Source organism: Flammeovirga sp. OC4, from assembly GCF_000812565.1.
Classification (GTDB): Bacteria; Bacteroidota; Bacteroidia; order Cytophagales; family Flammeovirgaceae; genus Flammeovirga.
Genome location: NZ_JTAM01000003.1, coordinates 145,175 through 159,181, shown reverse-complemented (window position 1 = coordinate 159,181; position 14,007 = coordinate 145,175). Strand labels below are relative to the sequence as shown.

Below are 14,007 nucleotides of genomic sequence, written 5' to 3'. Positions count from 1 at the left end.
TTTATTTATAAAAAGGTTCATTTCTCAAAAGTCCATATCCTTGAACGTTTTGTCCATTTTCTAAAAAGTTCTATCCCTGATATTTGTAATATCAATTAGAAACAAAAGAACAGAAAAGAAGATGAAAGTTTCAGAAAAAATAGCGACCGCATTTATAGCCTTGTTTTTATTTATGCCTGGCTTGGTGAAGTTTACAGATCAGTTTTCTTATAATTTTGCTACGCAGATTGAGACAGTGGGATTGCCATTTCCAAAGTTATCCTTCTTCATAGGTCAAAGTAGTGAAATTATAGTAGGTGCTATAGCTCTTCTATTACTCTTCTTTTACAATAAAATAAAACCCGAATTGGCAGATAAGCTTTTTTATGGTATGAGCATTATGGTGCTACCTATTATGATTGTAGCCTTATTTGTACACTCAGATCCCAATGTGCCTGTAGAAGTGTTGCCTTTTGAAAGCAGACCGCCTGTATTGGCTGTTTTATTAATATTGGCTTCAACATTAAATCTATCAGTCCACAACCGAAAGATCACATTATTTTAATTCATTAATCAATTTAATTCTTAAGGCCTTCATAAAGTAGGTCTAGGAATCTAACACCCTAAATTTTATTAGATCATGGCAAATTTTAAAATCCACAATTCAGAAACAGCTCCTCAAGCAAGTAAAGAATTATTAGAAGCAAAGAAAAAAGCATTTGGTTTTGTACCGAACTTAATTGGTACATTGGCTGACTCTCCTCAATTAGCGAAAGCTTACGATTATTTACATGAGGCATTTTCTAGTACTTCATTCAATAACGATGAATTGACAGTAGTATGGCAAACTATTAATGTAGAGAATGAATGCCACTATTGTGTTCCTGCGCATACAGCAATTGCAAATGCAATGAAGGTTGCTCCAGAAATCACAGAAGCTTTAAGAAATGAGACGCCGCTGCCAAATGAAAAACTAGAAGCACTTAGAACTTTCACAATTGCATTGGTACGTGAAAGAGGTTTCGTGACAGAAGATCAACTTGGAGCTTTCTTTAGTGCAGGCTACACTGAAACGAATGTATTAGAAATTATCTTAGGTTTGGCACAGAAGACCATAAGTAATTATACAAACCATGTGTCTAAAACACCACTAGATAATGCTTTTCAGCCATTTGCATGGGATAAGAAAGGTGTAGAGCATGTTTAAAAAAACATCTCGAAGCAGTTTAAATTTTGTAAAAGGGGTGGTTATTTAATCACCTCTTTTTTCGGTATCTTCACTTTATGAATATGGAAGGAGCAATTAGTTTTAATTATCAAGGTAGACCTCTTATTGAGAAAACCACAATCAAAGTACCTTACACGAAAGAAAGAGTTTTTCAGAATGAAGGGTGTTTTTTGTATATGAAAGATGCTCATATAAAGTTACATTCAGGGCAAGATAATGTGGAAGTGCAGAAGAAAGAAGCAATTTTATTGCGTTGTGATACCTACTTTCTAGAGTTTTTACAAAAACAGGAAAAGGAAAGTGTTGAAGTAATAGCAGTACATCTATTTCCAGATTTATTAAAGAAATTGTATATCAATGAGCTACCTAAGTTGATTGAAAAACAAATGACCAACCCTAAAACTAGAATTGTAGAAGATGAAGCTATTATTGCCCGCTTTATCGATTCTTTGGAATTTTATTTTGATAACCCCTCTTTAGTAAACGAAGATTTGTTGGAGTTAAAAATCAAAGAGTTAGTGTTGCTGCTTATCCAAACGAATAATGTTTCCTCGGTTTTAGAATTGATCAATGATCTTTATTCTCCTAGGACTTCTCACCTAAAAAAGGTTATTGAATTACATACCTTTTCTAATTTGTCGATTGAAGAGTTAGCAAAGTTATGTCATTTAAGTGTATCTTCTTTTAAAAGAGAATTTCAGAAAGTATATGATGAAACTCCTTCCAAGTATTTGTCCAGTCAAAGAATTAAAAAAGCCAAAGAACTATTACATTCAACCACATTACCCATCAACGAAATTGCCTATGATGTAGGGTATAATGACCCTCTTTATTTTACAAGAATATTTAAAAAGAAGGAAGGAATGTCTCCTTCTCAATTCCGGAATGCTAATTCATGATAATTGTATTATAATAGTATGAATAGTTGAAATAGCTTGTTTTTTAGATGGTGGTGTGTAACTTTTTGTAGTTGATGAAAATTTTTTGTAGCTTTTAAAACTACTTTTTATATGAATTTTTCAAAAAAAGTATCTAATAATTGGGTACAACGGTATGGCGTACCCCTTTAATGGATAGATATTGATTGAAAAATAACCATTATTCTATTTTTACTATGAAAAAAGCTTATTTAGTGACTCTACTATTGTGTACTTTTTTAATGAATTGTTCGACGAGTGATGAAGACGATTCTAATGTCACACCTCAAGATGAAACTCCTACTGTTGATGACGATACTTCAAACGATGATTCGTCTGATGATGATTCAAGTGTAGATTTATCTGTTTATAAAAAAATATATGGTGCTTCAGATATATACGTTGAAGGAGATTTTGTAGTGATTGAAGTGGACGGTCTGCCCGACCATGGAAGCCCTTATTATCAAGATACAGAGTGGAGTAGTCGTTATGAGGCATATAATAGTAATGACTTTCATTTAAATCCCAATCGTATTTCTTCTTTTGATCGTGTAGTCAAATTACCTTTAAATCCCCAAGAAGCAACAAACCATCAACCTACTTCTTTAGGGACTATGGGAATTGCAGTCAATGGCGTGTCTTTTTATAACCAATATGCTGGCCCTAACAATCAACCTTTGACAGATGAAATTTTTAGTTTTGATCAATACAATGGTCATCCGCAGAGATCAGGGGAGTATCATTACCATTTAGAACCTGTTTATTTAACAAGCCAAGACACAATTGGATCAGAAGGCTTATTGGGCTTTTTATTGGATGGTTTCCCAGTTTATGGACCAAGGGAGAATGGAGTAGCTGTTACAAATGACGATTTAGACGATTATCACGGTCATTCACACGCTACTGAAGATTACCCTGATGGTACATATCATTATCATATTACTGCAGAAGACCCTTACATTAACGGAAATGGATATTATGGAACGCCAGGTACTTCAACCAACTAATTTTATCTTACTTCTCTTCATTTTCTTATTTTCATGTGCACCACAGAAACGTGAAAATAAGAAAGTGGTATCTCTTGAAATGGTTAACGCTCAAGAGGTATCGACAAAATCTTCTAAAGGTATTTTCTATGTGAATGGGAAACGTTTTAGTGGAATGATTTATTGGACTTATCCTAATGGTACTGATACACTTCGTGTAAGAAGGTATTCTGATGGTCAAAAGGAAGGGAAGTGGGTGAAGTATTACCCTAATAATATCTTAGAAGAAGTAAGGTATTACAAAGAAGGGAAAAAAGAAGGACAACAAATTGGTTATTACCCCAATGGAAAGATTCGTTTTATCACCAACTTTCAAAATGACCTTTATGAAGGAAATGCAAAAGCTTGGACAGGTTCAGGTCGCTTAATACGAAATCAAAATTATCATATTGGAAAAGAAGAAGGAGTACAACAGGTATGGTATGATAATGGAAAAATCAAAGCGAATTATGTAATCAAAGAGGGAAGAAGATTTGGATTGTTAGGAACAAAAAATTGTATTAATGTATCAGATGAGACTTTTTAGTTGTATAGCTCTAATCATTAGTGTTTTTGTAAATACTAGTTGTGTAAAAAATGAAAAGCAATTGCCTTTTTATAATACACCTGATTTTACACCTCATTTTTTGAGTTCTGATCAAGAAATTGAATCTAAAATTACGCACTCTATCGCTGATTTTGAGATGAAAAATCAACATAATCAGATCATTACTCAAAAAGATATTGAAGGGAAAATACATGTGGCGAATTTCATATTTACAAGTTGTGGAAGTATTTGCCCTGTAATGACAGAAAATATGAAAATTGTAGATGATGAGTTTTCAGATGATAATGATATACAATTAATGTCCTACACTGTTACTCCTTGGATAGACAATGTGGAAGTTTTACAGGAGTATGTAACGGCTAAAGAAATTACCTCTGAAAATTGGCATTTTTTGACGGGAACCAAAGGGGAAATCTATCAATTGGCAAGGCAGTCTTATTTTGCTGAAGAAGACTTAGGTTTTACAAAAGATAGTACTGAATTTTTACATACGGAACATTTTATTTTAGTAGATCAGAATAAAAAAATCAGAGGTATTTATAATGGTACCTTAAAATTAGAAATGCGTCAATTAGTCAAGGATATTCAAATCCTAAAAGAAGAAGCTTAGAACGTTTTTCCTATAGCTCAGAATTGTTTTAATGACATATACATAAAAAGATTCCCATTTCTTTTAGCTTTAATACTAGAAATGGGAATCTTTTTGTCTACTTAAAAGACTTTGAAAAGAGCAATTTTATTTTGCCTGATCACCACAAAGTTGGTCATAAACATATACGTGCTCGGCAAAATCTCTCCACGCAAATTTATCACCTCCGTAATATTTCTCGAAGATGTCAGGGCATTTTGTGAAAATGACCGTCTTTGATTCTTTTGTATACTTTTTCTTTTCAAGGTAAACGGCTCTATTTGATCCTGCATCACATACTAAATAGGATTTGTCAATACCGCCAGTGACTTTTATACCTCCAACACCAAGTCCAGTAGTTTCTTTAGCATTCGGGTCTTTGTATACTTTTACAACATGGTCAAAACCAGGGTTTAAAAGTTGCATTAAGGCAAATTTATTTTTCTTGCCAGGAAGCAATGCTTGTTCAAAGTAGAAGTACTCTTGGTCAACAACTTTATTGAAGTCTCTTCCCGCTAATTCAGTGATAGAGTTGGCAGTAACAGCTTGTGTGTAGGTTTGTATTTTCAGAGTTTTGATCCCTACTTCCTTTACATCTTCTGCTTTGAATTTAAATTTCTCCCCACTTTCTGTTTTAAAGGTGAAACTTTTCAATACATTTTTTACGAGATAGGAAGAAGTTACTTTTCCTATGATTTTAGTGCCATCATTTTTGATCACATAGGAGTTTTTAGCACCTGACATAGCAGTTGAAGGTATTGCAGGTACGAATTGTTGACCAAAGCAGATGAAAGAGCTTAGGCATAGTAGCGAAATGAGTGTAAGAGTTTTCATAGTATATTAAAATGTAAAATATTTGTTTGGTTGCAGTAACTATATTAAAAAGAATATCCCACTTGTATCACAAACCGAAGACCTCCAGTCCATGTCCTGAAATCTCCATTGGTATTGACTTCTTCTCCATCGAGTAAACCATCAAGCCCAGGGAATTTTTCAATTAATCCATTTTTTATTTCTTGTAAAACTTCAGCTTCTTCGGGGATTTCCACATCACTATCCAACTTTAGTTTTCCCGTATAAATACCATAGCCAGGACCTATCATGATAAGGTCCACAGCAATTCTTTTTTTAATAATAAATTGATATCCTAATTCAATACCTATATTCAGAATATCTGCACTTCCTTTCATTGTTGCTTGAATAGGTTCACCTTGAACGGGCTGACCTCCAAGGCTATCGAAACTAACATTATTGCTTAAATTGTATCTGTAATATGCAATATAGGGTCCCCAATACAAACCATCAGGGGCAAAACCTCTATTTCTTTTCTTAAAATAACGTCTATAATCTGCTGCAATACTATAGCCTGTATTTTTGAAATCTCTTGCAGCGCCATTACCCAGAGGTAGATTGACAATTTTTGGGAAAGTAAGACTTCCCACATTTAAAGAAACAGATTGAAAATCATTGATTCTTCGTTCATATCCTAAGACATAATTTCCGCTTCCCCAAAGTAAATAAGGAGTAAGATTAAAACGAACAATGTTTTTACGCATCATTGTGATGCTTGAGTCATGCTCAATGTCTAACGTTTTTTTTTGCTTTTGAGCAAAAGTAGTATTGAAAAACAATAAGACTAAAAAAGAGAGTATAAAGGTAGCTTTCATTTTTGAAATTGGTTTTTGGTCAATTCAATTTACTCTTTTAAGACTAAAGAAACTAATTGAATCAAACCAAAATCTAACATTGCTCCAATCGGCAATCCTAAAAAGAATCCATAAATAATTAATCTTCTGAAATACATGCCTGCAAAACCATAAAAAAGTTCCTCAATCTTGGCAGGGTCCATTTGATTAATCTCATTGACCACTATGCCTTGGAAATCTATTGTTTTGATTAATGCACTTGTATGTGGAGAGGCAGATTGCATCAGTCCATCGAGCATCTTACTCAGTAGATAATTCTTGGTGTCAGTAGTAAGGCATTTGTTGAAATCATTCAAAAATATTACAGAGAGATTTTTAATCAACTCCCTAATCACTTCTTGATTTTTGTTGTTTTCTAAAGATTTTGCAATCCCTTTTTCTACATCATAGATCAATTGTTCATGATTGACGATCTCAGAGATGCCATTTTGTTCAAGGTATTCAGCAATATAATGTGCTATAGTACTTATAAATTTTTGAGACGACCTTGAATTCAATAAAATAGTGAAAGTGCTTTGAATACCTTCACGAAGTTCTTGCTCATCTGTATTTTTAAATATGTCTTTTACTTTTTTAGAAAGTATGACCTTCTTTGAAATTTCTTTGATGATATCAGATAATTCATTGACAATGTTGTCTTGTTTGACTTCATCAGAAATTCTATCAGCAAGGTGGTTTCTTATAATTTCTATCTCTGGAGCAAGATTTAAACTGAGTTGATCATACAATTCACCTTCAGAGAGTGCTCCTACACTTAGAATTTTTTCAATCTTTGTTTCAAAAATTTCATCAACAATTCTGTTCAGCACAAATTGCACACTTGTCAATAATCGATGATTTTGAAGTAGACCAAGCACGGTCTCTTTAATCGGCTCGTTATTTATGGCCACATTGAGATCTTTAATCTTCGTTTTTCTTGAAATAATAGAAATTCTGTCTTGAATTTTTTGAGTAATATCAGGAAGTCCTCTCAACAATAAATCAGGGATTTTTTTATTGGTCAATGCCATTGAGGTTCTTTTGATATTCCCCTCATATAGGGCTGCCATTCTTCTTTTATTCACTACAGAAGTATAGACATCTTGAGCAATTTTTTCATCATTTTCATTAAGATGGTTGATGACTCTTTGTATCAATTGCTCAACGATATGTATGCTGTTTGCTTGAAGTGCTTCATAAGGTTTTCCACCAAACAATGTTCTTATGGGTTGTTCTTGATTGGAAATGTCTAATAATTGTTTCTCAAAGAAATGTAAAATCTTGTTTTGGAAATCCTCTTTTCCCAATGTTTCCATCATGAGTTTCCAAATACTTTCTTTGATTTTTACTTTATTATCACTGAAGATCGGAATTTCATTCAACGACTTCGTTCTATATTCAATCAATTTATCCCTGAAAACTTTCTTCAGTTGATCAAATAAATCATCTTTTAATATCCATTGATGCGCTTTGTCCAATTGCTTTTTGAGAATTTGTTTGACAGCGTCAAACATCTGATCGACAAATTTATCAGGAATTGCATCATTGAGCATTAAGTCATTATTGAACAAATCAATCACTTTATCTGATAAGAATTTAGACAAAGTTTCATAAACCGCATCTTTATGTGCAAAATCAATGAATTTAGTTTGCAATGAACTTGCCGGAAATGAATCGATTTTTACAATTTCTTCTTCTATTTTATTGGCAAAAGTTTGAGCGTATTCATACCTTTTTGAAAACAAATTGTGAGTGAAGTCTTTACTTACCTTCTTTGAAATTCCTTTCTTTTCAGTTTCTAAAAGAATATCCAATGTGCGGTAATCGGTTTCTACAAAGGTATTGTATATACTGTCTTTGAGTGAAGTTAGTTTTCCTTGAATATCGTTGCCTATAGACTCTTCATTGAGCAATTGTTGCCCGACAAATTTACCCATATTGTTAGCAAAGTTTTCCTTATTTGCAGAGACAACACTAGGCGTAAAAGGCACTTTAATACCCATTACATATTTTGCAGTATACGGCCTGAAGATCATTTTAATGGCAATCCAATTGGTTGCTAAACCCGTAATACCATAGACTAGGGCGATGCTTAACCCTAAACTGAGTGGATTTTCACCCATAGGGACATAAGCTGTTAATCCTCCGGCAATAGCGCCTAAAAATGCACCAAAATAAGTAATAGGTTTCATGTTCTCGCCCATAAACCCTTTTACCATTTCAGGCAATTTATTATGTTTATTTTGAAGATTATCAGCTACAATTCTACTCACTTGCCCTTTCATCAGTCGATTGATATTTCTATCAATATACCCAACTATACCTGAGGTGAGCTTTTTGGGAAGTGAAGCACTTTTTTGGGCTATTTTTACCAAATCATGAATAGGGCGTTGCTTCCCTTTTTCAAATTCATCTCGAATAAAAGCTACTGACAGTTTTTTGAGCTTTGGAGTCCACTTCTCAACGGTATTTGAACTGATTAACTTTGAAAAAGGTTTATTTGTAATTTCTTTATCAATAATCCCTTCCAAAGCCTTAGAAATAGCGACCTTTTCAGAGGCCATTACTTCTTCTGAGAAACTTTGTGTTTTATTCCCAAATTTGGCAATGGTAGCGTCTGTAAACAACGAATACAAAGGTTGTTCTTTGATGCGATCCAAACGTTCGCTGACAATAATCTTCGCTTTCTCCGTTGATTTTTTCTGATAGATGAATTTTGAAATCAGCTGTTCGTCAATTAGAAACTTAAAAAGTTTAGAAAGATCTTCATGTTGTCTGTCTGATGACCAAATACTTTCTATTCTTTTATCCATGATGGAGGACATCGATTCTGCACCTTGCCCCAGTAGTTTCTCATCAATGAGCGTTTTTAATAATGCATGCAGCGTATTGATGAGTCCTTTTTGATCGAATTTCTGAATTAAACTGCCGATGCTATTTTTCTTAAGATAGTCGAGCATAAACTCAGCACCTTGTTCTGCAAGTGCCTTTGAGTTTTGATCCGTTTTTTGATCATTCGCAATATGAATGATCTCGTCAACGACTTTGAAGCGTTCACTAACACTATCAACGAAAAGCCCCATTAACCAGCGTCCAATTAAACTAGCTTCCTCTTCAAAAGCCTCATTAACGAGGTGATTGATTTCTTCCCGATTTTCTTGAATCCATTCAACAACGGCGTCAAGAATAATTGGAATATTGCTTCTTAGAAAGTTTTCGAAATTTTCAGCAATGGTAGGAGGAAGAATATCAAAGATGGTCGTTTCTTCTTGACTGATTACGTCAATAAGAATATTAATAAGTCTTTTAATGGGTGCATTATCGCTCTGATCTTGTAATTCTTTATCCAAGATGCGGTGTACTTCCTTGGCGATATTCACATGATCACCCGATCCTAAGAGTTCACTGATGCTTTTCTGAGAGATAGATTGACTTAGCTTTAAAATCAGTTCGTCATTCTCAATCTGCTTTAAAAAGTTATCAATAAAATTATTCAGAGGTAACTCGTCATTTTTGATCAATTGATGTAATTCATCAAAAAAATCACCTGTATATTGATCAATTGCTTCAAAAAGAATAGGGGATACAACACTCTTCACTTGTTCCCTTTTGAATTCATGCCAGATGTCATTGGTCAATACTTCAATAAGATTCTCTTTCTTTAAAATGGAAAGAATAATATCGAAAGATTGATCACATACATAGCGGATATGTTGTTTGGAAGTGAAATCTGTGATATGGGAATTCATTAACAGCCCATTCAATCCTTTACGAATCGTTTCTTTGGATTGCTCATCAATCAGGGCTAAAAAACGATCTATAGAAGTATTGATTTCAGGAATATCTGCAATCAATTCATCTTCTTGAAAAGCTTCTTTTAAATGCGTTTCAATAAATTCAGTCAGCATGACTTGTAAAGCATTTTGAAATGCCTCTTTTTTCACTTCTTCGCTGATGTTGTCGTGTCTGATAATTTCAGATTCAACGAGTTGACTGATATTATTAATGAATTGATCCTTTGTTTGTTCCACTATACTAGGGATACCCATCACCTTTTCAAATAACATTCTAAGGGCGAGATCATTAGTAGTATAACCTACAACAGAACCTGAAAATATTTTTAATAGTACTTCACTGATCATAAAATAAAGTTGCAATAAACTCCATGGAATACAAACATTTTTTGAATAGAATTAGAAAAAAGAAATATATTTCGAATGAAAAAGGGTTTCAAAGTAATTTCTAACAAATGTTTTTATTTGTTAAAATGTGACTCTAAAATGATGATATTGGATAAAACTGATAAGTGTCATTCTTACTTTCTAAATTCTAAATCTATATTGCAAACGGTTTAGGTTTTTTAAGGGATAATGAATTGAAGTATTATTCGTCCTATTATTTTGATCACTAATTTAATTCCACTTAAAACACTTTTTAATTAACAATTTTGTCTCAAAACGATGAGTGAAACTATAGAAAAAACGATTGTGAAAGACGTTCAAACTAAAAAAAACAACACAGGGCCTTTCCTAATTATGGTTGGGTTAATGTTCATTGTAGGTTTCTTAACAGTAGTAAACCAACAATTCCAAGCACCATTACAGGAAGCTTTACTTTCTGAAGCAGGGGCACTACAAAACACATTAGCAACGTTCATTACGTTTGCATTCTTCATGGGATACCCTACTATGGGTAACATTGCCTCAAGCTGGGTAGATAACAAAGGTCATAAAGCAACTTTGATCAGAGGTCTTATCATCTTGGTAGCAGCCTTAGGTATTGAAGCATTGTCAGCTAAATTTGCTGATCTTCCTACAGTAGCAATCGGTGAAAGTGCAGTGCCTCAAGCATTCTTTATCTTTTTATTAGGATCATATGCTTTGGGTTGTGCATTAGCAGTATTACAAACAGTAATTAACCCATTTATTGCAGTTTGTGAAGTTCCAGGAACATCTTCAGTAACTCGTTTAAGTATTGCTGGTGCCTTAAACTCAATTGGTACAACAGCAGCACCTTTCTTCGTAGCTTCTATCATCTTTGGTGGTATGGCTCCAAAAGTAGCTCAAATCTTGTTACCTCTTTCAATCTTAATGATTGTTATTGCAGTGGTTGCAGGTGTTTTAGGTAAAATTGAATTACCAAATCCAATGGCATCTGATGACGGTGAAGAGGTAGATCCTTCTACTTTAACAAAATCAATCTGGAGCTTTAAACACTTAACTTTAGGTGTTGTTGCCATCTTCGTTTATGTAGGTGCAGAAGTAGCTGTAGGTTCAAACATCGTTCTTCATGCAAAACAAATTGGTATACCAAAAGAAACTTACGCTTTAATGGCAACTTTCTATTGGGGTTCAATGTTAGTAGGTCGTTTATGTGGATCATTCTTAGCAAAAATCCCTGGTCAAACTCAATTGTTAGTAACAGCAGCTATCGCTTTAGTATTAACTGTAGCGGGTATGTTGACACAACAATTATGGTTATTAGTAGGTATTGGTTTAATGCACTCAATCATGTGGGGAGCAATCTTCGCTTTAGCGATTGATAAATTAGGTCCATATACTGCAAAAGGTTCAGGTGCTTTGATGATTGGTGTAGCAGGTGGTGCTATTCTTCCTTGGTTACAAGGTGTAAGTGCGGATGCTTTAGGTGATTGGCAAATGACTTGGGGTATCGTAATTCTTTGCGAGGCTTACCTTGTATACTACGCTTTAGTTGGATATAAGCATAACTTAGACTAAGAAGTCAGAGTTAGAAAATATACATTGAAACACCTTACCAGAAATGGTAAGGTGTTTTTTTTATATTAAGATGTGTGATCGAACCCCTTCAACATGATAAACCAAGACCATAATTGAGCCTTTTTATGTTTCGATTTCTCAATCGAAAGAAACCCACGGTAAGAATATGGTGATAAAGCAGCTTTTATTCTACAGCAATGCATCAATTTTATTACAGATTGACAGTTAATTATTTTATTGAAATGAATAAATGTTCACTTCAATATTAAGTAGAGATGAATGAATTTATTTTAACATTTTTTAAGTGTCGTTTTTTACGATAAGTGTACGCTGATACACTTTACAAACATAGTATTACATAATTGCTAATCTTCCTAACAATGCATTAGGATCAACTTACACTTAATGAGTAAAAAGGAATAAAGTGTATTCTGTACGAAATAATATTACTCAAAAGTGTTATTTTACACTTAAAATATTTTGGTGATTTTGACTTTGACAATAGAATTTTATCCTACACCTTTGTGATGTAATCAAAACAGAACAAAACGAAAAATTAAATATACATACTATGAAAAAGTTAACATTCTTATTCGCCACACTATTAATCTCTCTTAGTATATCAGCTAAAGATTATTATTTACCATTTAACGGAATTTCTTATTTCTTCAAAGCTTCTACTGATGGAACATCAGCATCTATTATTTTCGATAATTTAGAAGGAGAAGAAATTAGTTTTCAAATAGCAGATGAAGCTGGGAAAGTTTATACTTCAAAAACAGTTATTGCATCTGGAAAAGTAAAAGAAGACATTAATTTTAAAAGTTTACCAGAAGGAAAATATTCTTTTAAAATGAAGTTTGAAGATAAAATATTAGTGAGAGAGTTTTTTGTTACTCCATCAAATACAGCAGTAATGATGAACTACCAATTAGCGTCTTCAAACCAAAAATTTAAGATATCTGTAGCAAAAGAAAACTTACACATCATTTTAGGTAAAGATGTTGAAGGTTTTGTAAGAGTGAAGTTGTCAAAAGACAATGGAGAGTCTATCTATAACTCAAAATTTGTAGCAGGTGCGAAAAACGTAAAACGTTTCGACCTTTCTACATTACCTACAGGTACTTATACTGCAGAATTAATCATTGACGGAGTATCTTACTCAGATTCTTTCTCAGTATTATAATTAGACATTAAGATAAAATAAAAATATAAGTAATAATTCATTTCATTTCATACTTTGGAGAGGCTATCATATAAATGGTAGCCTCTTTTGTCTTATAATATCATTGTCAATAGTGATCTATTGAAGAATAAAAAAGTCCGCTCTATAAGACCGGACTTTTCCTCATTCTGTAACTGATGAACTATTGTGCTATCTATTTCTCTATTTACTACTCTAAATTCGACTTATAACTTTTTATCCTAGGTTTAACAGGAAAATTTTCTTTCACTGTTTTAATATATAACAAATGTACAACGGAGCTGTCGTCAATACATGAGTTTTATACCTAATCCGCATAGGTAAAATACCTATTTTAAGCTTTTAAGTCCGAAAATAGTTTGTGTTTGATAGCATACATCACCAATCCAGCCACATTTCTTTGCCCTGTTTTATCCAGGAGATTCCTTTTATGAGCATCTACAGTTCTTGGTGAGATGTAGAGTTTTTCTGATATTTCTTTATTAGTACATTGATCAATGATGAGCCTCAATACTTCTTTTTCTCGAAGTGTAAGTACAAAGTGAGCATCATTCGCATTGGCTGGGCGGGCTTCCTTTTCTTTATAACTGCTAATAATATTTTTGGTGGCAGAGGAGCAATAATAACTATCACCATCTCTTACGGCCCTTGCAGCTTTTAGGATTTCTTCTTCTGTACAATCCTTGAAAAGATAACCATCGGCCCCTGCATTGACCATATTTTTGATATAATCGCTGTCCATCATCATGCTCAACGCAATCACTTTTATATCAGGAAAGGTCTCTTTTATTTTTTTTGTGGCACTAATACCGTCCATCCCTTTCATAGAGATGTCCATAAATATCAAATCCACATTCATTGCATTAAGGGCATTGAAAGCTCTTTCTCCACAATCTGCTTCCGCAATGACTTCAAAGTCGTTACAATTTTTAAAATAAGATCTTATACCATGACGTATCACACTATGATCGTCGACTAATAATATTTTGGTTTTCATAATTTATAGCTTGGTTTTAGGTTTATTCCTTAATTTAA

Annotated in this window: 12 protein-coding genes; 8 read left to right on the top strand and 4 right to left on the bottom strand. The window is 33.3% G+C overall.

The features are described from left to right. The first annotated feature begins 121 nt into the window (after window positions 1-121). The 6 genes from PL77_RS03695 to PL77_RS03670 all read left to right on the top strand — a co-directional run bounded on the left by PL77_RS03695 (window position 122) and on the right by PL77_RS03670 (window position 4,327). Window positions 122-544 (top strand): hypothetical protein, encoded by a 423-nt coding sequence (locus tag PL77_RS03695; RefSeq protein WP_044201904.1) that lies wholly within the window; start codon window positions 122-124, stop codon window positions 542-544. A gap of 75 nt (window positions 545-619) precedes the next feature. Next, a complete protein-coding gene (locus PL77_RS03690) occupies window positions 620-1,186 on the top strand; it encodes a carboxymuconolactone decarboxylase family protein (RefSeq protein ID WP_044201902.1) in 567 nt (188 codons plus the stop codon). Window positions 1,187-1,269: 83 nt separating this feature from the next. Further along, a complete protein-coding gene (locus tag PL77_RS03685) occupies window positions 1,270-2,106 on the top strand; it encodes an AraC family transcriptional regulator (protein ID WP_216595875.1) in 837 nt (278 codons plus the stop codon). A gap of 215 nt (window positions 2,107-2,321) precedes the next feature. Then, on the top strand, window positions 2,322-3,131 hold the full coding sequence (locus tag PL77_RS03680; protein WP_044201898.1) for a YHYH protein: 810 nt from the start codon (window positions 2,322-2,324) through the stop codon (window positions 3,129-3,131). After that, window positions 3,103-3,696, top strand: a complete 594-nt coding sequence (locus tag PL77_RS03675) for a toxin-antitoxin system YwqK family antitoxin (protein ID WP_044202142.1) — start codon at window positions 3,103-3,105, stop codon at window positions 3,694-3,696. Before PL77_RS03680 ends, PL77_RS03675 begins: the two co-directional genes overlap by 29 nt. Before the next feature lie 61 nt (window positions 3,697-3,757). Continuing rightward, the gene (locus PL77_RS03670; protein WP_253273959.1) at window positions 3,758-4,327 is read left to right on the top strand and encodes an SCO family protein; all 570 of its coding nucleotides are present in this window, start codon (window positions 3,758-3,760) and stop codon (window positions 4,325-4,327) included. A 126-nt stretch (window positions 4,328-4,453) separates the two neighbouring features. On the opposite strand, the gene PL77_RS03665 is transcribed toward PL77_RS03670, so the two are convergent. The 3 genes from PL77_RS03665 to PL77_RS03655 are packed head-to-tail and all read right to left on the bottom strand — an operon-like array spanning window position 4,454 to window position 10,172. Further along, the gene (locus PL77_RS03665; RefSeq protein ID WP_156152229.1) at window positions 4,454-5,179 is read right to left on the bottom strand and encodes a hypothetical protein; all 726 of its coding nucleotides are present in this window, start codon (window positions 5,177-5,179) and stop codon (window positions 4,454-4,456) included. A gap of 44 nt (window positions 5,180-5,223) precedes the next feature. Continuing rightward, entirely contained in the window at window positions 5,224-6,012 is a 789-nt protein-coding gene (locus PL77_RS03660; protein ID WP_044201892.1) for a DUF3575 domain-containing protein, read from the bottom strand. Between the two features lie 29 nt (window positions 6,013-6,041). Then, complete coding sequence (locus PL77_RS03655) at window positions 6,042-10,172, bottom strand: DUF445 family protein (RefSeq protein ID WP_044201890.1); 4,131 nt, start codon at window positions 10,170-10,172, stop codon at window positions 6,042-6,044. A 318-nt stretch (window positions 10,173-10,490) separates the two neighbouring features. On the opposite strand from PL77_RS03655, the gene PL77_RS03650 reads away from it, so the two are divergent. Next, window positions 10,491-11,768 carry an MFS transporter gene (locus tag PL77_RS03650; RefSeq protein WP_044201888.1) on the top strand — a complete coding sequence of 426 codons (1,278 nt, stop codon included), beginning with the start codon at window positions 10,491-10,493 and terminating at the stop codon, window positions 11,766-11,768. 571 nt (window positions 11,769-12,339) lie between these two features. Beyond that, the gene (locus tag PL77_RS03645; protein ID WP_044201886.1) at window positions 12,340-12,954 is read left to right on the top strand and encodes a hypothetical protein; all 615 of its coding nucleotides are present in this window, start codon (window positions 12,340-12,342) and stop codon (window positions 12,952-12,954) included. A 352-nt stretch (window positions 12,955-13,306) separates the two neighbouring features. Here PL77_RS03645 and PL77_RS03640 read toward each other — a convergent pair whose 3' ends face one another. Next, entirely contained in the window at window positions 13,307-13,969 is a 663-nt protein-coding gene (locus tag PL77_RS03640; RefSeq protein WP_052444140.1) for a response regulator transcription factor, read from the bottom strand. Window positions 13,970-14,007 lie beyond the last annotated feature (38 nt).

Bases quoted from the DNA above. Each gene is read 5' to 3' on its own strand.
- PL77_RS03695 (WP_044201904.1), top strand. From the start codon at position 122: ATGAAAGTTTCAGAAAAAATAGCGACCGCATTTATAGCCTTGTTTTTA.
- PL77_RS03690 (WP_044201902.1), top strand. From the start codon at position 620: ATGGCAAATTTTAAAATCCACAATTCAGAAACAGCTCCTCAAGCAAGT.
- PL77_RS03685 (WP_216595875.1), top strand. From the start codon at position 1,270: ATGGAAGGAGCAATTAGTTTTAATTATCAAGGTAGACCTCTTATTGAG.
- PL77_RS03680 (WP_044201898.1), top strand. From the start codon at position 2,322: ATGAAAAAAGCTTATTTAGTGACTCTACTATTGTGTACTTTTTTAATG.
- PL77_RS03675 (WP_044202142.1), top strand. From the start codon at position 3,103: ATGGAACGCCAGGTACTTCAACCAACTAATTTTATCTTACTTCTCTTC.
- PL77_RS03665 (WP_156152229.1), bottom strand. From the start codon at position 5,179: ATGAAAACTCTTACACTCATTTCGCTACTATGCCTAAGCTCTTTCATC.
- PL77_RS03660 (WP_044201892.1), bottom strand. From the start codon at position 6,012: ATGAAAGCTACCTTTATACTCTCTTTTTTAGTCTTATTGTTTTTCAAT.
- PL77_RS03655 (WP_044201890.1), bottom strand. From the start codon at position 10,172: ATGATCAGTGAAGTACTATTAAAAATATTTTCAGGTTCTGTTGTAGGT.
- PL77_RS03650 (WP_044201888.1), top strand. From the start codon at position 10,491: ATGAGTGAAACTATAGAAAAAACGATTGTGAAAGACGTTCAAACTAAA.
- PL77_RS03645 (WP_044201886.1), top strand. From the start codon at position 12,340: ATGAAAAAGTTAACATTCTTATTCGCCACACTATTAATCTCTCTTAGT.
- PL77_RS03640 (WP_052444140.1), bottom strand. From the start codon at position 13,969: ATGAAAACCAAAATATTATTAGTCGACGATCATAGTGTGATACGTCAT.